Source organism: Candidatus Thiosymbion oneisti (genome assembly GCF_900092655.1).
In the GTDB taxonomy this organism is placed as follows: Bacteria; Pseudomonadota; Gammaproteobacteria; order Chromatiales; family Chromatiaceae; genus Thiosymbion; species Thiosymbion oneisti.
Window position 1 is genome coordinate 1 of record NZ_FLUY01001343.1, and the last position, 19,848, is coordinate 19,848.

General features: G+C 59.4%; 20 protein-coding genes and 1 pseudogene. 4 read left to right on the plus strand and 17 right to left on the minus strand.

Annotation, left to right across the window (positions count from 1 at the left end):
- The first annotated feature begins 182 nt into the window (after positions 1–182).
- The 3 genes from fabA to BQ17_RS13720 all read left to right on the plus strand — a co-directional run bounded on the left by fabA (position 183) and on the right by BQ17_RS13720 (position 2,782).
- Positions 183–698, plus strand: coding sequence for a 3-hydroxyacyl-[acyl-carrier-protein] dehydratase FabA (gene fabA / locus BQ17_RS13710; protein ID WP_089727976.1), 516 nt, complete (start codon positions 183–185; stop codon positions 696–698).
- A 156-nt stretch (positions 699–854) separates the two neighbouring features.
- Positions 855–1,244: a preQ(1) synthase gene (queF, locus tag BQ17_RS13715; RefSeq protein WP_089727979.1), complete on the plus strand. Its 390-nt coding sequence runs from the start codon at positions 855–857 to the stop codon at positions 1,242–1,244.
- 236 nt (positions 1,245–1,480) lie between these two features.
- Positions 1,481–2,782, plus strand: coding sequence for an FGGY-family carbohydrate kinase (locus BQ17_RS13720; RefSeq protein WP_089727981.1), 1,302 nt, complete (start codon positions 1,481–1,483; stop codon positions 2,780–2,782).
- A gap of 231 nt (positions 2,783–3,013) precedes the next feature.
- Here BQ17_RS13720 and BQ17_RS13725 read toward each other — a convergent pair whose 3' ends face one another.
- The 17 genes and pseudogenes from BQ17_RS13725 to gltB form a co-directional block, all read right to left on the minus strand.
- The gene (locus tag BQ17_RS13725; protein WP_089727983.1) at positions 3,014–3,745 is read right to left on the minus strand and encodes an electron transport complex subunit E; all 732 of its coding nucleotides are present in this window, start codon (positions 3,743–3,745) and stop codon (positions 3,014–3,016) included.
- Entirely contained in the window at positions 3,745–4,404 is a 660-nt protein-coding gene (gene rsxG, locus BQ17_RS13730; protein WP_176722428.1) for an electron transport complex subunit RsxG, read from the minus strand. Before rsxG ends, BQ17_RS13725 begins: the two co-directional genes overlap by 1 nt.
- A gap of 37 nt (positions 4,405–4,441) precedes the next feature.
- A complete protein-coding gene (locus BQ17_RS13735) occupies positions 4,442–4,612 on the minus strand; it encodes a type II toxin-antitoxin system HicB family antitoxin (RefSeq protein ID WP_256091607.1) in 171 nt (56 codons plus the stop codon).
- 305 nt (positions 4,613–4,917) lie between these two features.
- Complete coding sequence (locus tag BQ17_RS20810; protein ID WP_141699276.1) at positions 4,918–5,544, minus strand: Aq_678 family protein; 627 nt, start codon at positions 5,542–5,544, stop codon at positions 4,918–4,920.
- A gap of 163 nt (positions 5,545–5,707) precedes the next feature.
- Positions 5,708–6,319 carry a hypothetical protein gene (locus tag BQ17_RS13740; RefSeq protein ID WP_089727985.1) on the minus strand — a complete coding sequence of 204 codons (612 nt, stop codon included), beginning with the start codon at positions 6,317–6,319 and terminating at the stop codon, positions 5,708–5,710.
- A 201-nt stretch (positions 6,320–6,520) separates the two neighbouring features.
- Positions 6,521–6,667, minus strand: coding sequence for a hypothetical protein (locus tag BQ17_RS21930; protein ID WP_176722427.1), 147 nt, complete (start codon positions 6,665–6,667; stop codon positions 6,521–6,523).
- 74 nt (positions 6,668–6,741) lie between these two features.
- Positions 6,742–7,227 carry a PIN domain-containing protein gene (locus BQ17_RS13745; RefSeq protein WP_089727988.1) on the minus strand — a complete coding sequence of 162 codons (486 nt, stop codon included), beginning with the start codon at positions 7,225–7,227 and terminating at the stop codon, positions 6,742–6,744.
- Entirely contained in the window at positions 7,224–7,490 is a 267-nt protein-coding gene (locus tag BQ17_RS13750; RefSeq protein WP_089727990.1) for a UPF0175 family protein, read from the minus strand. Before BQ17_RS13750 ends, BQ17_RS13745 begins: the two co-directional genes overlap by 4 nt.
- A 323-nt stretch (positions 7,491–7,813) precedes the next feature.
- Positions 7,814–8,014 (minus strand): hypothetical protein, encoded by a 201-nt coding sequence (locus BQ17_RS13755; protein ID WP_089727992.1) that lies wholly within the window; start codon positions 8,012–8,014, stop codon positions 7,814–7,816.
- A 550-nt stretch (positions 8,015–8,564) separates the two neighbouring features.
- Positions 8,565–9,383 carry a hypothetical protein gene (locus BQ17_RS13765; RefSeq protein ID WP_089727994.1) on the minus strand — a complete coding sequence of 273 codons (819 nt, stop codon included), beginning with the start codon at positions 9,381–9,383 and terminating at the stop codon, positions 8,565–8,567.
- A gap of 67 nt (positions 9,384–9,450) precedes the next feature.
- Positions 9,451–9,846, minus strand: coding sequence for a toxin TumE (gene tumE / locus BQ17_RS13770; protein ID WP_089727995.1), 396 nt, complete (start codon positions 9,844–9,846; stop codon positions 9,451–9,453).
- A complete protein-coding gene (gene tumA / locus BQ17_RS13775; RefSeq protein ID WP_218068271.1) occupies positions 9,836–10,078 on the minus strand; it encodes an antitoxin TumA in 243 nt (80 codons plus the stop codon). The genes tumE and tumA overlap by 11 nt, the downstream gene beginning before the upstream one ends.
- Before the next feature lie 43 nt (positions 10,079–10,121).
- A pseudogene (locus BQ17_RS13780) lies at positions 10,122–10,451 on the minus strand (FAD-dependent oxidoreductase); the annotation flags it as partial.
- A 222-nt stretch (positions 10,452–10,673) separates the two neighbouring features.
- Entirely contained in the window at positions 10,674–11,129 is a 456-nt protein-coding gene (locus BQ17_RS13785) for a DUF29 domain-containing protein (RefSeq protein WP_089727997.1), read from the minus strand.
- Positions 11,130–11,245: 116 nt separating this feature from the next.
- Positions 11,246–12,700, minus strand: a complete 1,455-nt coding sequence (locus tag BQ17_RS13790) for a glutamate synthase subunit beta (protein ID WP_089727998.1) — start codon at positions 12,698–12,700, stop codon at positions 11,246–11,248.
- Between the two features lie 43 nt (positions 12,701–12,743).
- Positions 12,744–13,730 carry an Rpn family recombination-promoting nuclease/putative transposase gene (locus BQ17_RS13795; protein ID WP_089728000.1) on the minus strand — a complete coding sequence of 329 codons (987 nt, stop codon included), beginning with the start codon at positions 13,728–13,730 and terminating at the stop codon, positions 12,744–12,746.
- A gap of 223 nt (positions 13,731–13,953) precedes the next feature.
- Positions 13,954–18,615, minus strand: a complete 4,662-nt coding sequence (gene gltB / locus BQ17_RS13800; RefSeq protein ID WP_089728002.1) for a glutamate synthase large subunit — start codon at positions 18,613–18,615, stop codon at positions 13,954–13,956.
- A 725-nt stretch (positions 18,616–19,340) separates the two neighbouring features.
- Here gltB and BQ17_RS20815 point away from each other — a divergent pair.
- Entirely contained in the window at positions 19,341–19,568 is a 228-nt protein-coding gene (locus tag BQ17_RS20815) for a hypothetical protein (RefSeq protein ID WP_141699278.1), read from the plus strand.
- Positions 19,569–19,848: the final 280 nt, after the last annotated feature.

The following is a 19,848-nucleotide window of genomic DNA, read 5'->3' on the forward strand; positions in this document are numbered from 1 at the left end:
TCTCAGCGCCAAGACCGCAACCCCCCGCGTCGCAACACCTCCGCCAGAGGCTTACTCGATTTCTATCGGCGCCGACGTAAGCTCTGCTACTGAGGCCGTTGACACTAACTTAATGGCAGTGACGCGCTGCGTGGGAACGAGTGCGAAGTTTGTGCACGTCACAAATGTGACCGGTAGATACAATGAGCAAAGAGGAATCCTTTACCAAAGACCAGCTGATCCGGTGCGGTCAGGGTGCCATGTTCGGGCCGGGCAATGCCCAACTGCCGATCCCGAACATGCTTATGATGGACCGCATCTTGCGCATCGCGGATTTCGGTGGCGCCCATGGCAAGGGCGAGATCCTGGCCGAGTTGGATATCCGGCCGGATCTCTGGTTCTTCGCGTGCCACTTCCCCGGTGACCCGGTCATGCCCGGCTGCCTCGGTCTGGACGCCCTGTGGCAACTGGTAGGCTTTTACCTGGCCTGGATCGGCAACCCCGGCCACGGCCGGGCCCTGGGTGTGGGTGAGGTCAAATTCACAGGTCAAGTGCTGCCGTCCGCCTCCAAGGTGGTCTACCACATCGACATGAAGCGCGTGATCTCCCGCAGGCTGGTGCTGGGTATCGGCGACGGCAGGGTCGAGGTGGATGGACGCCTGATCTACCTGGCCCAAGACCTGCGGGTAGGTCTATTCACCTCTACTGAGGGGTTTTGAGAAGCTGTTTGGTTAGAGTGTAGGTTGCGTTAAGACGCCGGCACGGATACCGAAGTTGATCGACAAACCTTTATGCGTCGAACGCAACACGTCAAACCCTGTCCCGACGCAGGAGGGATCTTTCCCCCAAACAGCGCCAAATCATTCAGGATTGCTATGCCGAGTACCCCCCAACGAACGCTTGAGACCTTCCCCAATCCGGAGCCCGAACGTGACTACAGCATCCGCATCCGGGTGCCGGAGTTCACTTGCCTTTGCCCCAAGACCGGGCAGCCGGATTTCGCCGAGCTGACCCTGGAGTACGTCCCGGACCAGTTGTGCGTGGAGCTCAAGTCCCTGAAGCTGTACGTCTGGTCCTACCGCGATGAGGAGGCCTTTCACGAGGCGGTTACCAATCGCATCCTAGGCGATTTGGTCGCCGTGCTGCACCCCAGGTTCATGCGCCTGACCGCCGCCTTCAACGTGCGCGGGGGTATCCACACCACGGTCGTGGCCGAGCACCGAGCGCCGGGTTGGCAGCCGCCCTCCCCCGTCTCGCTGCCCTGATGCCTGACCAGTACAGATACTCTCAACTACCCACAACATTGAGCCGGCAGGATCCCCACGGAAAATCTGTCCGCAAATAAACGCAAATGGCCGCAAATCAACGTCAATGGACCGAGAACCCTTGATGACGGCAAACCGATCTCGACTGATTTGCGTTGATTGGCGTTCATTTGCGGCAAAAAAAGAATTCCCGATGGCAGAATCAAACTGATGTTATCGGTACTGCTGTATTAGTCGTGGTCCGACCCTGTTACATCGGCGTCGATCTGGGCACCTCCGGCTGCCGCGCGGTGGCGATCGACCAGGCGCGCAACATCGTCGCCGAGGACCGGACCGATCTGTCGGAGCCCGTGCGGGACGCTGCCGGGGGGGTCGAACAGGACCCCTGGCTGTGGCAGGAGGCCCTCATCCGCGTCCTGCGCGGGCTGACCAGCCAATTGGTCTCCTATGCTCCCCAAGCCCTGTGCCTGGACGGGACCTCCGCTACCCTACTCCTTTGTGATCCGGAGGGGACACCCCTGGGACCGGCGCTCATGTACAACGACAGTCGTGGCCTGACGGAGGCGGAGCGCATCGAGCAAGTCGCGCCACGGCTGAGCCCCGTCCACGGCGCCGGCTCCAGTCTCGCCAAGCTGTTGTTTCTCAAGCGCCGGCTGCGCCCGGGTCCTGGGACCCTCGCCCTGCACCAGGCGGACTGGCTCCTCGGCTACCTCACCGGCCGTTACGGGGTCAGCGACTGGAACAATTGCCTCAAGCTCGGCCTCGACCCACGGACGGCGGCTTGGCCCCAGTGGCTATCGCGCCTCGAGCTGGCGCCGGTCGGACTACCGCGGGCGGTGGCGCCGGGAACCGGGCTGGGCCAGGTGAGCGCCACGGCGGCGCGGACGACGGGACTGCCGGAGCACACCCTGGTGTTGGCCGGCACCACCGACAGCACCGCCGTGGTGGTTGCCACCGGGGCGGTAAGGCCCGGCGACGCCGTTACCTGCCTCGGCAGCACTTTGGTACTCAAAATCATCGGACGGGAATCAATCACCGCGCCCCAATACGGCATCTACAGCCACAGGTTCGGCGCCCACTGGTTGATCGGCGGGGCATCCAACAGCGGTGGGGCGGTGCTGCGACGTTACTTCGACGACGGGGAAATCCGACGGCTGAGCGCAACCCTCGATCCGGATCTACCCACGGGACTCGACTACTATCCGTTGCCGGCCCCCGGCGAACGCTTTCCCATCAACGATGGCACGCTCCAGCCACGGCTGAGCCCGCGACCCGCAGACGATGGACGCTTTTTCCAAGGGCTACTCGAGGGCATCGCCCGCATCGAGGCAGCCGGCTATCGCCGCCTGCACATGCTGGGCGCCCCCCCGCCGAGATCGGTGCTGACCACCGGCGGGGGCGCGACAAATGCAGGCTGGACCCAGATCAGGAAGAGATACCTAAGCGTTCCAGTCACGCCAGCCAGACAACCAGCGGCAACCTATGGATCGGCTTATGGATCGGCGATCATCGCTCGGATGGGTGGTATTCCCGCCTGAGGCTGGAGCCGTGGACGTAGGGTGGGCTGTGCCCACCGGGGAGACCGGACTCCCCCAAAAAAGAACCACGGATGGACACGGATAAACACGGATCAGTGTCCATCCGTGTGAATCCGTGGTTCTTCCAATCCCACTCGTCCGGCCAGAACCACCAGCAGTGGTGCCTGGGGGGCGTGTGGCGGCCCAACAGGCCGCCCGGTGGGTTTGGAGTAGACAGACGACCTGCCTTGGTCATCGAACGGAAACCGGCGATTCGGTAGCCGGTGATTTAAGCGGCGTTTGTACTCGGACGACCCCGACCTGTCCGCCGCCAGGCAAGCGCCGCATAGCGCGTTTATCGAGGCCGTTCTTCACGGCGACTAATAGACCAAGTCCGATAAAGGCCCCTGGGGGCAGGATGGCGAACAGGGCCCCTTGGAAATCCGGTCCCAGATTCAGCCCGAGCCCCTGAGCGGCATCGCCCAACAGTAGGTGGGCCTGGTGGAAGAGGGTGCCTTGCCCGACGAGCTCGCGCAGACCACCCAGGGTCGTCAACACCAGGGTAAAGCCGATGCCCATGCTCAAACCATCCACCAGGGCGCGATCCAACGGATTCTTCGAGGCGAATGCCTCGGCGCGGCCGATGATAGCGCAGTTGGTGACGATCAGTGGGATGAACAGCCCGAGCACCTGATGGAGCGCGTGGAAATAGGCCTGCATCCAGAGCTCGACCACGGTGACCACGGAGGCGATCACCAGCATGAACACCGGGAGCCGGATCTCCGGGCGCACCAGGTTACGGATCAGGGAGATGGTGAGGTTGGATAAGACCAGCACCGTAGTGGTTGCCAGCCCCATACCGAGCCCATTGGTCGCCGTCGTGGTGGTCGCCAGCAGCGGGCATAGCCCCAGCAGGGCCACCAGGGCCTGATTGTTGCGCCACAGGCCGTCGGCGGCGATTTCTCGATAGGATGTGACGGACATCAGGATTCTCCCGTTGCCTGCGGGGTTGCCACCGCGGGCCGGTCGTAAAGCGATGCGCCCCGTTGCTCGACGAAGCGCAGGGTGTCCTTGACCGCCCGGACGATGGACCGCGGGGTGACGGTGGCGCCTGTAAACTGGTCGAACACGCCGCCGTCACGCTTCACCCTCCACTGGGCTTCCGGCGGGTTGTTCAAAGACTTGCCGGTGAAACCCAATATCCAGTCCGACTTGGCCAGCTCGATCTTGTCACCGAGTCCGGGGGTTTCCTTGTGCGCAAGCACACGCACTCCCCCCAGAGTGCCGTCCGCCAGGACGGAGATCAGCAGCTTGATGGGCCCCATGTAGCCGTTGGGGATGACCGGATCCAGCACCACCGCCAGCGGCTTACCGCCCCCGCGGATGCGGTAGACGCGGCTGATTGGACCGCCCAGCAGATCCGGGGCGCTGACCTCGATGCGGTCCTGCAGCGGATCATTGTCCATCTGCTCGGCAGGGATGATAGCCGCTACCTTGCGCAGGGTGGCCGCCCGCTCGTTAGCGGCGATGCGCTCCACCGTCAGGGCGTGGGTAACGGCTACCAGGCTAACGCCACCCACGGCAAAGGCGCCGAGGATGAGACCGGCGATCATGCCGGCACTTTGCTTCACCTTATTCTTCATGTTTATTTTGCAATTCCATATTCTAATTCATACAACACTACCGATGGAATCGCAATTTTTTTCGGGGACCCTTCAAGAAACTTTTTCGGATTGTTGATTCGCCTGGACATGAAATTTCTCTACCTGCTTCTTTGCACGCCTGAATCCAACAGGCTAAAGTATCTTGCCCATTCCTTATTGTTTCCTCTGGTGTTTCTCCATCAGACATACAACCTGGTAAATCAGGAAAAATAATTAGCCAGCCGCCACCTTCCTGTTCAGAAATGGCCTCATTTCAAAAGGATATTCAATATTACTCATGTTCTCATGGCCTGCTTTGTTGCACTAACATCAACCTAACCTGCGGCCCAAAGCGTATCAGCACTTTTCGTGGTCAGGTTTAGTGTTGTGTTAGGCTACATTTGCGTCGGTTTTGACATTAAACGTGGTCTGTCCCTGAAATATCAAGTGGGTGTCCTTTTTATACTTCCTTTTTATACTCTGCGGGCCTTCATAGGATCTACGTGCTGTCCCCTATTTTGCCTTCTTGGCTTTCTTCAATGAAGAAATGATACTAAAGCGATATATTTTTAATTGTTCGGGAGGGCATTTTCCTTCTTGACATCGAACCAAATATGGAGCTTCGTCACAGTTATCGACGCAAAATTCAATCTTGTAACCTCCACACTTCTTGAAAATGCTATTATATTTAGATTCACAAATACCGTAGTAGATTTCACACTCTCCTTCTCTAGGAGAAGGTTTTTGTGATTTTATCTCATCAATATACTCTCTTAAACTATAACAACGACTGTAGCAATTAAGCCCATACATATTATAATAATCTGTTTTTCTTCTTTGTTTCTCACAAGAGTTTAGGCATTTATTGTAATCATTCTGTGCTACCCGTAGCGCCCGATTATAGTTTGGAAGGCTTTGCTGATAAGCTGTTCGTTCCCTTAGCTTACACTCATCTACTGTCTCTTTTCGACCCTCGATGCAAGCCTGCTTTAAGTTCCTGGCCTGATCCACGCATATTTCGGATTCCTGTGGGTGCAGTACAGCTACCGTATAGCGCGGCTCTGTAGCACAACCTTGTATACATAGGGTTCCAACAACAAAAATAACCCTATAAAACCGCCAATTCTGAGTAATATTCATTACCATCTCCAACTTATGGGCACCTTGAAAAATACGATTTTCGTCTGTGGCACGCTTGGATAATCAATAGCTTAGAGTCGCTTGGTTGGCGAAAACACCTTTTTTTCAAGGTGCCCTTATAATTGTTACTGTCTCTGTTCATCCATTATTTCTTTCTTCCATTTCATTTCTTTTCTTCTAGTATTCTTTCCATTTCTTTTTCTTCTATGTGCCACCTAAAATTAAAGTCAGAGCCAGACACGGCTTTGTGTTCCTCGGCCCTGCCAGCAGCAGCCTCCGCTTCAGCTTGGCGTTTCTCAGCCTTGTGGGCAGCAGCCTCCGCTTCAGCTTGGCGTTCCTCGGCCTTACGGGCAACAACCTCCGCTACGGCTTGGCGCTCCTTGGCCCTGCGGGCAGCAGCCCCCGCTTCAGCTTTGCGTTCCTCAGCCTTACGGACAGTAACCTCCGCTGCGGCTTGGCGCTCCTCGGCCTTACGGGCAGCAGCCTCCGCTACGGCTTGGCGCTCCTTGGCCCTGCGGGCAGCAGCCTCCGCTGCAGCTTTGCGTTTCTCAGCCTTACGGGCAGCAACCTCCGCTGCGGCTTTGCGTTTCTCAGCTCTGTGGGTAGCAGCTTCCACTGCGGCTTTGTGCTTCTCGGCCTTACGAGCCTCTTCCTCAACATCCCATGGGTAAGAGGAACCCTCTCCGGGATTATTGATAACACCCCCAATAAACGCTGCTACTATTGCGGAGATGCCCACTATGATCGCACCTATGATCTCCCCTTTATACGTCATTTTTAAGTTGCCTTTCTAAGGGGTCTGGGTGCTTGATCGGGCTATTATATCAACCCTTCGCACTGCGGATAGGCAGCGCAACGACTCCTATCCCTCATCCGTGATAACCGTTCAGCCCCCTTCCGGTATCTTGCATCTCAAAAACAAAAAATCAAAGAGTCATGCTCGCATTGAGCCAAGATCCAAAGGGGAGCTGAACGGTTAGGGCAAATCCGACCTCCCCATCAACCACTCGTCCACCGCACGGGCGCACTGGCGGCCTTCGCGGATGGCCCAGACGACCAGGGATTGGCCGCGGCGCATGTCGCCGGCGGCGAATACGCCGGGGATAGAGGTGTGGTTTGTCAACTTCCACGTACCATGCTACAGAAAGCCGCAATGCAGAATACTCCCGATACGGAAACGGTCGTGATACTCTTGGGTTATCGTTGCGGCAGGATACGTTGTCGCACCTCGGCAACAACCTTGGTCGATACACGAAAGTTGGTTTTGCTCAGGAGTTGTTTGATTGCAACATCAAAATCGAGCCATTCCCGCTCTGCCGCATCAGCAATCAATCCCAAGGTCCCGACCACGCGCAAACCTACCTGTTCGGCGACGCATCTTCCCAGCCTTTCATCCATTAGAACAAAGTCTGCCCTTTGATGGATCGCCAAGCGAATGGCGGCAGCTTCGCCTCGATCGAGACGATCGAGGGCAGGAAGATCCAGCGGTGGGGCCGATTCGACGATTAACCAATCAGGAAGACTTTGAAGCAAAGCCTGAAGCGGCGCGGGAGCTCGCGGAAACATCGCTTCGGTTACAACCTCCCGCGGGATACTGACACGCTCGAATCGGCGTTTGAGGATATCGGCAAGATCAAGAATGGCCAAGTAACAAAGAACAGACGTATCGCTGACAACAATCACGGCATGTCGGCGGAGCGCAGGTGTCTGAGATCCGACAGCACTTCGTCCAGGCTTGGTGAAGGCCAAGCGTCATGCCGTGACAAAAACTCTTCGGTCTCCCACACGGAGTCATGCCCTAGAAGGTGGCCGACCTCCGCGCGAGACAACTGGCCGGACCGGTAAGCATCTGCCGCAAAGCCTTCAAGCACCGCCTGCGAAAGGTTCTCTCCGATGTCCGTTAAATGGCCGACCAAGGGATCGGGAATGTCGAGCGTAAGTCTCATAAGATTGCACGGTATCTTGGCGATGTGAGGAGTGCAAGCAATCCCGTCGTTTCATTCGTCCAAAGCTCGTGAATGCTGATTCTATTGAAACGATTCGTGATGCAGCTTGCACAAGCCGTTCCTCACTCCAGCAAATTCCATTTCCCCTCGATAATGAATTCCAATACGGATGCTTCGATACTTGCCCTTGCAAACGGACTTGAAATGTAACGATGGATGATATGGATTTTCTTTTAGCAACACATAATTTTCACGCGCAAGATTCTGAGTGCTTATTGGAAGATTATAAAACATCCTCCAGAACTTACTTGATGCGTAGTGTTTCAAATTTCTGTTGCCTTGCCTGATCTGTATTCATACAGTGCTTCTTCTGCCAAGGCATCAAGCTTTCCTTCAGCAGCATCTTTTTCAATTTGAGCATCCCATGCACTTGCGTCGAAAGCCAAAAACCAGCGACGAAATTCAGAAAGATCTTCGGTCGATAAGTTTTGAATTTCGGTTTCTATTGTTTCCAATGTCATCATTTCTGATTGCCCGGCAAGCTGGATACGTGATCGAATCGGGCTTAAGGATTAACAGTTTTCTTAGATCGCATGCAGACCTTCATGTGTTAGACCGCATGCGATCTAACACACTAATCCCACCATGCAGGAAAGCTCCTCTGCTGGTGGAAGTGTACCACTCACCCCGGCAAATCCGACCTCCCCACCAACCATTGTCCACAGCACGGGCGCATTGGCGGCCTTCGCGGATGGCCCAGACCACCAGGGATTGGCCGCGGTGCATGTCGCCGGCGGTGAACCGGAGAGGGAGGTGTGACAGGCATCGGGGCCTTTCGGTTGGGACCTACGAGGCTGTCTAAAAAAGGACCGTAGGCCGTAGGCTGGGTTGAGGAACGAAACCCAGCTTTTACGGGCAAGCCTGGTTTGGCGGGTTTCGTCCCTCGATCCAGCCTTAGTCTTTAGACGGCCTCTATGACATTACCGCGCCCGCCCGGCGAGCCCAACATCTAAACAAAATGGGTGTTCTTTTTTGCCCACGAGTGCCCGAGCGAGGGCTCGAGGGCTCAACTCATCACGCCGCCTGTTTGGCCACAAATACCGCTCGCGCAGTCTGGATGCCACGCAGATATTTGGCCTGACGCCGGGCGCAGAGACTCGCAAGCGATGCCGGTGCGCCGACCGCCGTTCCGAACGCCTTGAGAAGACGTTCAGAATAGCCGATAAACTGCTTCCCATCGATGTCTAGTCGCGCGAGGATCTTAGGTTCTTGCGCATCAATGTACCCACGTTTATCCGCACGTAACGCCCGGCCCGTCCAATCGACCAGTTCCAGGTAATCCTCGAAGGCAAAGGGTACTGCCCAGGGGGTCTGTGCGGTGGCATCGAAGGGCATCAGCGGGGCCTGGGGTAAGACTTGCGTCTCGGCTTCCGGCCGTAATTGCTCCCCATCGAGCGTTACCCCGGGATCATTGACCGTCGTGGTCTCCTGCAAGCCGGCTTCAGATGTAACTTCCTTCGGCAATCCGCCGACACGCTCTTGAATCGAGGTGTAGTCCGAAGTCTCCGGCGTCTCGGCCAGCCCCACCCGTACCGGATTGAGATCCACATAGGCCATCGCCGCCAGCAGTGCCTGCTCATCGAGCAATGCCTGGCTCTTGAAGTGACCCTCCCAAAAACGTCCCCTCACCTCATCCTCGGCATTGGCCCGGCGGGCAATGTGCTCGTTGAGGGTGCGCATGAACCAGGACAAATCGTGCAACCGTTCCCGGTAGACCTCGGCAAGTTCTTCAACCTTAGCAATCTCCGCCTGGGTCATTTTCGCTTGCGACTCAGAGAGATACCGCGTCACCAGCAGCGGCCCGGTGAAGAGTGCCGTCCAGCGCCGCAGCACCTCCTCGATAAAAGCAAAATAAGGACACCCATTTTGTTTCCCCTTCCAAAACGGTAATTTCGGTAATTTAAGACTTGTACGCTGGAAACGGCTTCGTTGCCTCTTCCAGGATTGTCAGGATGTCAGGTTTTTCGACGCCGATAACCTTGTTTAGAAGGTGTTTGTGATGAGGAAATTGCGTCAGGGCTGGAAAATGTGGGGTGCTGTCATAGCGGAACAGTAACTTGGCTGAGACATCCTGACAGTGGTACCGGTAGTCCAGATGCCGCAACCGTCCTTCTTCGATGCAGACTGCTTCGTTCACTTCCAGCAATCGGCCTGAAGTGAACCGGATACGAATCCGCAGGTTGGCCCTGAGTGGGGTGATGATTTCTTCCTCGTAGCGCTCGATGTAGACATTAGGCAGACAAGCTATGGCTGACTCGATCCGTTCGAGATAGGCCGTCAGGACTTCATGCGGCATGACGAAGTTGTTTTTCCAATGCCGCTTTTAGGGCCAGGTAATGGCGGTAGTCGTTCACCCAATCGATCAAATCCGCTTCGTCGGGTAGCTGTCCTTTGCTGTAGCGGTCAAAAAACTCCTCGGAGCTCATGGAGCGTTGGCTTTCAAACAGGCTCAGACGCTTGGTGATAGCTACCAGGGCGTCCAAAGGGGAGCTGTATTCGGTCCGTTGTTTGCGCATACCGGTTGTCATATCGGGTTCGAAATCGAGCCAAAATCCTTAAGGGACTGAACGGTCAGGGCAAATCCGACCTCCCCATCAACCACTCGTCCACCGCGCGGGCGCACTGGCAGCCTTCGCGGATGGCCCAGACCACCAGGGATTGGCCACGGCGCATGTCGCCGGCGGCGAATACGCTAGGGAGGGAGGTGCGGTAGGCGTCGGGGCCTTGAGTGGGACCTTTGACATTGCCACGCCCGTCGAGCTCGACGCCCAGCTTTTCGAGCATACCCGCCTGGACGGGGTGTAGAAAACCCATGGCGAGGGTGACCAGATCGGCCTCCAGGGAGAACCTGGAGCCCGGAATCTCGCTCATTTGCCAACGCCCGGTGTCGTCTTTGGTCCACTAAACAAAGTGGGTGTCTTTTTTCCCAAGGTCCGAAGGTCCGCACTATAGCATCCGCACCGAGCAAGCCTATCTGATTGGATCCACCAATTTATCCTGTTTCACGCCAAACGTCATCCCGCGGAGATGGGGCAAAAAGGGGCCAGGCTCAATTAACCTTCTTTTTCCTTTTACGAGCAGGTAGGGGGGGAGTTTTCAAAAATTGAACCTGGCCCTTTTTCCTCAATCCGGCCAATAGTCATCGTCGAGCAGTTGTTCGACCGAAAAAGGGCAAGCGTTTGGAAAACTATCGAGCGCGAGACCGGTCTCCAGACTTGCACGCTTACGCGCGGTAGCGTATCGATCGGTTATCAATTGCTCTACTTTGGAGTTCAGGCTGGGACTGTCCTTCAGCAGGTCCTGTATTTCGTCGCGTGCGTTGGTAATCGAGAGCTTCCAACTGATGCCCCTGTACTTCGGTTGGTAATGCCACTTGAGTAGATGAACCATCAGGAGTTTCAGATAGCTGGAGAGGGCGCGTTTGTCGCTTTTTCCCATATCCTCGATTTCCTCCGCGACCTGTTCCAGATCCACTTCGCCGATGTGTCCCTCGCGAAGGAGCTTGGATGTCTTGATGGTCCAGTCGTAGAAATCGCCATCGTATGCGTATTCATTGATAGTGTCGGTATGGATGGTCATTGGATGGCTCTCAGTGAGATTGCTGTACCCTGCTGATTACCTTCGACCAAAGTATTGTAGCCGTCAAGAAAAAGCGGCCCACAGGCCACTTCATCCATCCTGGAGAACACCGGGATTCACCCCGCCAAATCCGACCTCCCCATCAACCACTCGTCCACCGCGCGGGCGCATTGGCGGCCTTCGCGGATGGCCCAGACGACGAGGGATTGGCCGCGGCGCATGTCGCCGGCGGCGAAGACGCCTGGGATGGAGGTGTGATAGGCATCGGGGCCTTCGGTGGGACCCTTGACATTGCCACGCCCGTCGCGCTCGACGCCTAACTCTTGGAGCATGCCTTCGTGTACAGGGTGTAGGAAGCCCATGGCGAGGGTGACCAGATCGGCCTCCAGGGAGAACCCGGAGCCTGGGACCTCGGTCATGCGCCAGGTCCCGGTGTCGTCCTTGGTCCAGTCTACTTTGATGCATTCGATGGCCTTGACCTTGCCGTTGCCGTCGGCGACAAATGCCTTGGTGGCTACTGACCACATGCGTTCGCAGCCTTCTTCCTGGGAGCTGGAGGTTCGCAGCTTGTTGGGCCAGTCGGGCCAGGTGAGTCCCTTGTTTTCTTGCTCCGGGGGGCGAGGCAGGATTTCGAGTTGGGTGACGGATTTGGCGCCGTGGCGGTTGGCGGTGCCGATGCAGTCCGAGCCAGTATCGCCGCCGCCGATGACGACGACTTGCTTGCCTTCGGCGCTGATGAACTCGGCGTCCGGGACATGGACGCCTTGGACGCGCTTGCTGTTGGAACGCAGAAAATCCATGGCGAAATGCACGCCTTGGAGGTCACGGCCCGGTATGTCCAGATCTCTGGGTTGCTCGGAGCCGCCGGCGAGTACCACCGCGTCATAGTCCTCCACCAGCTTCCGGGCTGGGATGTCAATGCCGACGTGTATATTGGTGTGAAACTCCACGCCCTCGGCGCGCATTTGGGCCATGCGCCGGTCGATGAGTTGCTTGTCGAGCTTGAAATCCGGGATGCCGTAGCGCAACAGCCCACCGATGCGGTCCTGACGCTCATAGAGCTTGACGGAATGGCCGGCGCGGGCGAGCTGTTGCGCCGCCGCCAGACCGGCAGGGCCGGAGCCGACCACGGCGATCCGCTTGCGGGTCTTGTAGCGGGCGATCTGGGGTTGGATCCAGCCTTGCTCCCAGGCCTTGTCGATGATGGCGCATTCGATGGTCTTGATGGTGACCGGGGTGTCGTGCAGGTTGAGGGTGCAGGCGGCTTCGCAGGGGGCGGGGCAGATGCGGCCGGTGAACTCCGGGAAGTTGTTGGTGGAGTGCAGGACCTCGATGGCCGCCTGCCAATCGCCTTGGTAGACCAGGTCGTTCCAGTCGGGGATCAGGTTGTCCACCGGACAGCCTTGATGGCAGTAGGGGATGCCGCAGTCCATGCAGCGGGCGCCCTGGATGCTCAGGTCCGCGTCGGCGAGGGGGATGAGGAATTCTCGGTAGTGGACGACGCGATCGGCGGCGGGCTGGTAGCCCCGGTCCAACCGCTCGTATTCCATGAATCCGGTGGGTTTACCCATGCTCGATAGCTCCTGGCGAGGCTTTGCCTCAGATCGACGAGTCTCAATGCTCCTCGAACACGGCGTCTACCGTGGATGCTTCCAGAATGCGATCAGTCCAGCGATCGAGTTGTTCCAGGGTAGCCATACCGAGGCGCTTGCGGGTTGCTTCGTCGAGGGGGCCGAAGCGTTTGGCAAGCAGGCGTTCCAGGCCCTCGATCTTCCCTTCCAGCCGGCCTTGCTCCAGGCCTTGTTGCATGCCTTGTTGCATGCCTTGTTGCATCCCTCTCTGAATGGCCAATCGTTCAACGCTGGTGACGTAGCGCATTTCGGTTTCTCCTTCGACGGTTTCTATAGCTTGCCAGAGCCGTTGCTCGAGTACGTTCGGCAGACGCATCATCCAGTCGATGACCGCGAAAAGGTCCAATACGCGTTGCCTGTCCCACCCTTGCCGGTAGAGCGAACGCACGAGACTGAACTTGGCCCGATAGCGGGCTTGGGGATCGTTCTTGGTCTGACGGGTACGCAGATGCGCGGCGGTAACCAGGGCGAAGGGGTTGGGGTTCGCTCCGAGTAATTCAGCACGGTCCGCATAGTCGATGAGTTTGACAACGGGAAATTCGAGTGTATGGCGACAACCCAGGACCTCGAAACCATAGTGGTCGGGTCGCCACCCGGCATCCTCATCGGCCAGCACGGCGAGGCTGGCGATGGGACGAGCGTAGCGGTCGAAGAGCCGGTAGTTATAGGTGAACATGCGCCTGGCAAAGTCGCTGTCGCGTTGCCCCTGGACCTCGATGTGGATGTAGATCCAGCGTTGTTCGCCATCCTTGAGGGTAACTTGTACCAGGGTATCGGCAAAACGTTTGCCGAGTTCCGCGTCACGCACCACCTGGCGCAGTTCGGTATTCTTGAATTCATGGCCTTGTGTCCAATCGATCTGGGCGTGCGCCGCGGGGAAATAGAAGGCCATGAACTCGGGGAAGGCATGTTCGAGTACCTCTTTCCAGGGGCTGTCGTAGGCATCGCTGTTGTTTTGCGGATCGGTCATGGGATGTCAGGCGGCGTAAACGACTAACGATGCTCTGCCTCGGACCGGCGAGGCGTGAATTTTTTGTGTAGCACACAAGTTCGTTATCCGCAGATTACGGAGATTCTCGCAGATTATTTCTGTTTTCAATCTGTGGAAATCTGCGTAATCTGTGGATAAAAGCAATGAGTACAGCGTACCCGAGTGTGAGTTTTTTATGCAGCGCACAAACTCGACTCATTTGTTAGAGATGCGGATCCAAGGATCCTAGTGACTGCCGCGCGGGAAGCCGGGGCGGCCGCCGGTGTTGGGCCTGCATCTCGGTCAGGGCGCGGCGGTAGTCCACAGGCATGACCTTGACGAACCGGGGCAGATAGGCGGTCCAGTCGTCCAGGATGCGCCGGGCCACCGGGCTTGCGGTGTAGTGCAGGTGCTTGGTGATGAGCTGGCGCAGGCGGACGGCATCGAAGCGGGTCATGTCGTGGCTCACGTCCACCCGGCCCATGGTCTCCAGGTCGCCGCTCTGGTGGAGGGCCTCCAGGGCGTCGTCCTCGGCCACGACGGGCTCGAGCTCCACCATGGCCATGTTGCAGCGCCGGGCGAAGCCACCTTCCTCGTCGAGCACATAGGCGATGCCGCCGGACATGCCGGCGGCGAAGTTGCGGCCGGTGGCTCCTAAGCAGACCATGACGCCCCCGGTCATGTACTCGCAGCCGTGGTCGCCCACGCCTTCGATGACGGCGGTGGCGCCAGAGTTGCGGACGCAGAAGCGCTCGCCGGCCACGCCGCGGAAGTAGCACTCGCCGCTGATGGCCCCGTAGAGCACGGTGTTGCCGACGATGATGTTGTCTTCGGCCCGGCCCGCCATGCCCGATTCCCGGGGCGGGTAGACCACCAGACGGCCACCGGACAGGCCCTTACCCACATAGTCGTTGGCCTCGCCTTCCAGCTCGATGGTGACGCCCTTGGCGACCCAGGCGCCCCAGGACTGGCCGCCGACGCCCTTGGCCTTGATATAAATAGTATCCTCCGGCAGTCCGTCCAGGCCATAGCGTTCGGCCACCCGGCCCGAGAGCATGGTGCCGAAGGTGCGGTGGTAGTTCCTGACCGGGAGCTCGATGCGCACCGGCTCACCGCGCTCCAGGGCCGGCTCGGCCTGGCGAATCAGCTCATGGTCCAGGGCCTTGTCCAGGCCGTGGTCCTGGGACTCGCAGTTATAGAGCGCGACGCTCGCGGGGACCTGGGGCTTGGTCAGGAGCTTGGTAAAGTCCAGGCCCTTGGCCTTCCAGTGGTCGATAGCGCGGCGCATCGCCAGGCGATCGGTCTGCCCGATCATGTCGTTGGCCGTGCGGAAGCCCAGCCTGGCCATGATGCGGCGCACCTCCTCGGCCACAAAGAAGAAGTAGTTGACCACATGTTCCGGCTTGCCGGTGAACTTCTTGCGCAACTCCGGGTCCTGGGTCGCCAAGCCCACCGGGCAGGTGTTGAGATGGCACTTGCGCATCATGAGGCAGCCCGACACGATCAGGGGGGCGGTGGAGAAACCGATCTCGTCGGCGCCGAGCAGCAGGGCGATGGCCACGTCGCGGCCGGTGCGCATGCCCCCATCGACCTGGACCGCGATGCGCCCGCGCAGACGGTTCAGCACCAGGGTCTGGTGGGTCTCGGCCAAGCCGATCTCCCAGGGCGAGCCGGCGTGCTTGATGGAGGTCAGGGGCGAGGCGCCGGTGCCGCCGTCGTAGCCGGCGATGGTCACATGGTCGGCGTGGGCCTTGGAGACCCCGGCGGCCACCGTGCCCACGCCGACCTCGGACACCAGCTTGACTGAAATGCGGGCCTGGGGATTGGCGTTCTTCAGGTCGTGGATCAGCTGGGCCAGGTCCTCGATAGAGTAGATGTCGTGGTGCGGCGGCGGCGAGATCAGGCCCACGCCGGGGGTAGAGTGGCGCACCCGGGCGATCTGCCGGTTGACCTTGTGGCCGGGGAGCTGACCGCCCTCCCCCGGCTTGGCGCCCTGGGCGATCTTGATCTGGATGTCATCGGAGTTGGCCAGGTACTCGATGGTCACCCCGAAGCGCCCGGAGGCCACCTGCTTGATCGCGGAGCGTTCCGGGTTGCGGGACCCGTCCGGGAGCGGATTGAAGCGCTCCGGCTCCTCGCCCCCCTCGCCGGTATTGGACTTGCCGCCGAGCCGATTCATGGCCCGCGCCAGGGTGGAGTGGGCCTCGTAGGAGATGGACCCGAAGGACATGGCTCCGGTGGCGAAGCGTTTGACGATCTCGGTGGCGGGCTCGACCTCCTCCAGGGGGAGGGACCGGTCCGCCCACTTGAAGTCCATGAGCCCGCGGAAGGTCATCAGCTTCTCGCTCTGCTCGTTGACCAGCCGGGCGTATTCTGCGTAGGTCTCGGCATTGTCGGCGCGGGTAGCGTGTTGGAGCTTGGCGATGGTGTCCGGCGTCCAGACATGGTCTTCGCCGCGCAGACGGAAGGCGTAGTCCCCGCCCACGTCCAGGTGCCGGCGGTAGATATGGGCGCCGCCATAGCCAGCCTGGTGCCAGCGTACCGCCTCCTGGGCGATCTGGTCGAGGCCGACCCCTTCCACCTGGGTATGGGTGCCAGTGAAGTAGGCGTCCACGAAGGGGGTGGCAAGACCCACTGCGTCGAAGATCTGGGCCCCGCAATAGGACTGATAGGTCGAGATCCCCATCTTCGACATCACCTTGAGCAGACCCTTGCCCACGGCCTTGATGTAGCCTTGCTGGGCCGCCTCGAAAGCGAGCCGCTCGGGCAACCGCGGCAACAGCTCGTTGATGGTATCGAAGGCCAGGTAGGGATTGATGGCCTCGGCCCCATAGCCGGCCAGGGTCGCGAAGTGGTGGATCTCCAGGGCCGCGCCGGTCTCCACCACCAGGCCCGAACTGGTCCGTAGGCCCTGGCGGATCAGGTGATGATGCACGGCGGAGGTCGCCAGCAGGGCCGGGATGGCGATGGAGTCCCGGTTCATGTGGCGGTCGGAGAGGATCAGGATATTGTAGTCCTCGAGCACCGCATCCTCCGCCTCCTGACACAGCCGCTCCAGGGCTGGCGCCATGCCATCGGCGCCCTCATCCGCCGGATAGGTCATATCCAGGGTCCGGGTGCGGAAGGCACCGCCGGTGTTGTCTTCGATGTGGCGGACCCGTTCCAGGTCCTCGTTGGTCAGGACCGGCTGCTTGACCTCCAGGCGCCTATGCCGGCCGGCCTCCGTCAGCCCCAATAGATTGGGTCGCGGGCCGATGAGGGACACCAGGGACATCACCAGCTCCTCGCGGATCGGGTCGATGGCCGGGTTGGTCACCTGGGCGAAGTTCTGCTTGAAATAGGTCGAGAGGTGCTTGGCACGGTTGGAAAGCACCGCGGGCGGGTTATCCGCCCCCATGGACCCGATGGCCTCCTGGCCCGTCAGGACCATGGGGGTGAGCAGAAACTTGATGTCCTCCTGGCTGTAGCCGAACGCCTGCTGGGCGTGCAGCAAGGTCTCCCCGTCCGGGGCCATGGGGGCCACGTCCGTGGGCAGGGTATCCAGGGCAATCTGGGTCTTATGCAGCCACTCCTGGTAGGGCTGGGAACCGGCCAGCTGGGCCTTGACCTCCGCATCGTCGATGATGCGACCTTGCTCCAGGTCGATGAGGAACATCTTGCCCGGCTGCAGGCGCCACTTCTTGACGATCTTCTCTTCGGGGATGTCCAGCACCCCCATCTCGGAGGCCATGATCACCAGGTCGTCATTGGTGACCAGATAGCGGGCCGGGCGCAGGCCGTTGCGGTCCAGGGTGGCGCCGATCTGGCGGCCGTCCGTAAAGGCCACCGCTGCGGGGCCGTCCCAGGGCTCCATGAGGGCGGCGTGATATTCGTAGAAAGCACGGCGCTGCTCGTCCATCAGGTCGTTGCCGGCCCAGGCCTCGGGGATCAGGAGCATCATGGCGTGGGCCAGGGAGTAACCGCCCATCACCAGCAACTCCAGGGCATTGTCGAAGCAGGCCGAATCGGACTGGCCCTCGGCGATCAGGGGCCAGATCCGGTCCAGGTCGCTGCCCAGGACCTCGGACTTCATGGTATGCCGGCGCGCCGCCATCCAGTTGACATTGCCGCGCAGGGTATTGATCTCCCCGTTATGGCAGATCATGCGGAAGGGTTGGGCCAGATCCCAGGTGGGGAAGGTATTGGTCGAGAAACGCTGGTGGACCAGGGCCAGGGCGGACGCGAAGCGCTCGTCCTGTAGGTCCAGGTAAAAGCGACCCACCTGGTCGGCGAGCAACATCCCCTTGTAGGTAATGGTGCGCGAAGACAGGGAGGTCACGTAATAGGCGGTCTTGTCGATGCCGGCCCGGCGGATCGCGTTGCTCATGCCCTTGCGGGTGGTGAACAGCCGGCGCTCGAAGCCGTCCTGGTCCGGGCAGTCGGCGGGACGGCCGACGAAGACCTGGCGGATAAAGGGCTCCGTGGGAAGCACGCTCTCGCCCAGGTCGCGGTTGTCCACCGGGACATCGCGCCAGCCCAGGATCCGGTGTCCGCCCTCCGTCAGATGACGGTCGACCAGGGTCTCCATCTCATGACGCTTGTCCGCGGCCTGGGGCAGAAAGACATGGCCGACGCCGTACTGGCCGACAGGCGGCAGTTCGAAGTCCACGACGGCGCGGAAGAAGGCGTCCGGAAGCTGGATCAGGATGCCGGCCCCGTCACCCGCCTTGGGATCGGCCCCCACCGCACCACGATGGGTCAGGCGTTGCAGAATCTCCAGGCCCTGGCGGATGATGGTGTGGCTTTTGCGATTCTTGATGTTGCAGACAAAGCCGACGCCACAGGCATCGTGTTCGCGGGTAGGGTCATAGAGTCCCTGCGCTGCAGGGAGGGCACGAAGGCTCATCGCTGATCTCGCTGGTACCAGGTGTTCTTATCGACGCAGTGGGTGTTGCGGGACCCATAGACAGATTCGGCGCTCTGGCGCGCCGCATCTCTAAGCTATCAAACAAGCAGGCGTCATGCCAACGCGCGTTGTCGGTAGTGGGCTGCGCCCACCGCCCATAAAATAAATCAATCAGCCGTAGGATGCGGTGAGCGTCTGCCTACTGCCCCAGGGATACCTGTCTGTGCCGACCTAATCTATCGCTCCATGAGGGGGGGTAGGCAGACAGCGAACCGCATTGGTGATGTGATGAGCGCGGCAGGTCTTACAGGATGGCATCACGAAGCGGCGCGAACCGCATCTTTGGATGGCCCACCTGCCTGTGCGTCCCGCACGCAGACAGGTGCCCAACATGCGGTGTTCAGCCTACCCGGTGGGCACAGCCCACCCTACGGGCTACGCGAAAAAATTGATGCGTGCGGATGCGCGGGATTCGTCGTTTCCTTTTCGATGCGGTTCGCCGCCGGGCGCGTCCCGCGCCCGGCGGCTCACCACATCCTACATTCCGAGCGTGGCCGAGGGTGCGGTGAGCACTGACTTTTTCCTATATTCAATATAGCTCATACCCGGCCGCAGAGGCTTGTGAGCCGCATTTGCGTTGGCGGCGAGAAATCCGTTTCGATCGAGTGGCCGGGGTGTTACGCTGGGGATGCTGTGCGGGGCAACCACCAGGGTAGATGGCATCCATGTCAAGAACTGATCATCTCAAGGAAGAAATCGGATGGCTCAAGGTCGTCTTTGCAGTCTGTGTTGCCATGGATGCCTCCTTGATCGCCTGGTTGGCGCAAAACTATGCCACGGCGCACCCACTCATGGCCATCGTAGGCTCTGTTATCGCGTTGGTGTTCACCATCATCATCGGGTACGTCAACCACCGTGCCTATCGTCGCATCAAAGAACTGGAGGATACCTAGATGGAATGGCTCGTCATCGTCCCTGCCGCCGCCCTGGCTATCGCCATGGTGATTGTTGCCTGGCAGTGGGGCTCACACGGGCGCAAGTAGCGGGCCCCGTTGTGACTCCGTGGCTTGGTATGAGTGTTTGAGGGTGCTCATACCAAGCCACAAAGCCGCTGAGACCCCCATAAGGACCACGAATGGACACGAATAACGTCCGTCCCCGTGGGAGGGTGTCGCAAAAACGGTGGCGTCAGCGGCCAGTCTGTGAAGTTTAAACCAGTAGAGTAGAGAGCAG

Coding starts and splice junctions, on each gene's coding strand:
- BQ17_RS13750 (WP_089727990.1), bottom strand. CDS start 7,490: ATGAGACTTACGCTCGACATTCCCGATCCCTTGGTCGGCCATTTAACG.
- BQ17_RS13795 (WP_089728000.1), bottom strand. CDS start 13,730: ATGACCGATCCGCAAAACAACAGCGATGCCTACGACAGCCCCTGGAAA.
- tumA (WP_218068271.1), bottom strand. CDS start 10,078: ATGACAACCGGTATGCGCAAACAACGGACCGAATACAGCTCCCCTTTG.
- queF (WP_089727979.1), top strand. CDS start 855: ATGCCGAGTACCCCCCAACGAACGCTTGAGACCTTCCCCAATCCGGAG.
- fabA (WP_089727976.1), top strand. CDS start 183: ATGAGCAAAGAGGAATCCTTTACCAAAGACCAGCTGATCCGGTGCGGT.
- BQ17_RS13785 (WP_089727997.1), bottom strand. CDS start 11,129: ATGACCATCCATACCGACACTATCAATGAATACGCATACGATGGCGAT.
- BQ17_RS13755 (WP_089727992.1), bottom strand. CDS start 8,014: ATGATGACATTGGAAACAATAGAAACCGAAATTCAAAACTTATCGACC.
- BQ17_RS13735 (WP_256091607.1), bottom strand. CDS start 4,612: ATGTCTGATGGAGAAACACCAGAGGAAACAATAAGGAATGGGCAAGAT.
- tumE (WP_089727995.1), bottom strand. CDS start 9,846: ATGCCGCATGAAGTCCTGACGGCCTATCTCGAACGGATCGAGTCAGCC.
- BQ17_RS13790 (WP_089727998.1), bottom strand. CDS start 12,700: ATGGGTAAACCCACCGGATTCATGGAATACGAGCGGTTGGACCGGGGC.
- BQ17_RS13740 (WP_089727985.1), bottom strand. CDS start 6,319: ATGACGTATAAAGGGGAGATCATAGGTGCGATCATAGTGGGCATCTCC.
- rsxG (WP_176722428.1), bottom strand. CDS start 4,404: ATGAAGAATAAGGTGAAGCAAAGTGCCGGCATGATCGCCGGTCTCATC.
- BQ17_RS20810 (WP_141699276.1), bottom strand. CDS start 5,544: ATGAATATTACTCAGAATTGGCGGTTTTATAGGGTTATTTTTGTTGTT.
- BQ17_RS13725 (WP_089727983.1), bottom strand. CDS start 3,745: ATGTCCGTCACATCCTATCGAGAAATCGCCGCCGACGGCCTGTGGCGC.
- gltB (WP_089728002.1), bottom strand. CDS start 18,615: ATGAGCCTTCGTGCCCTCCCTGCAGCGCAGGGACTCTATGACCCTACC.
- BQ17_RS20815 (WP_141699278.1), top strand. CDS start 19,341: ATGTCAAGAACTGATCATCTCAAGGAAGAAATCGGATGGCTCAAGGTC.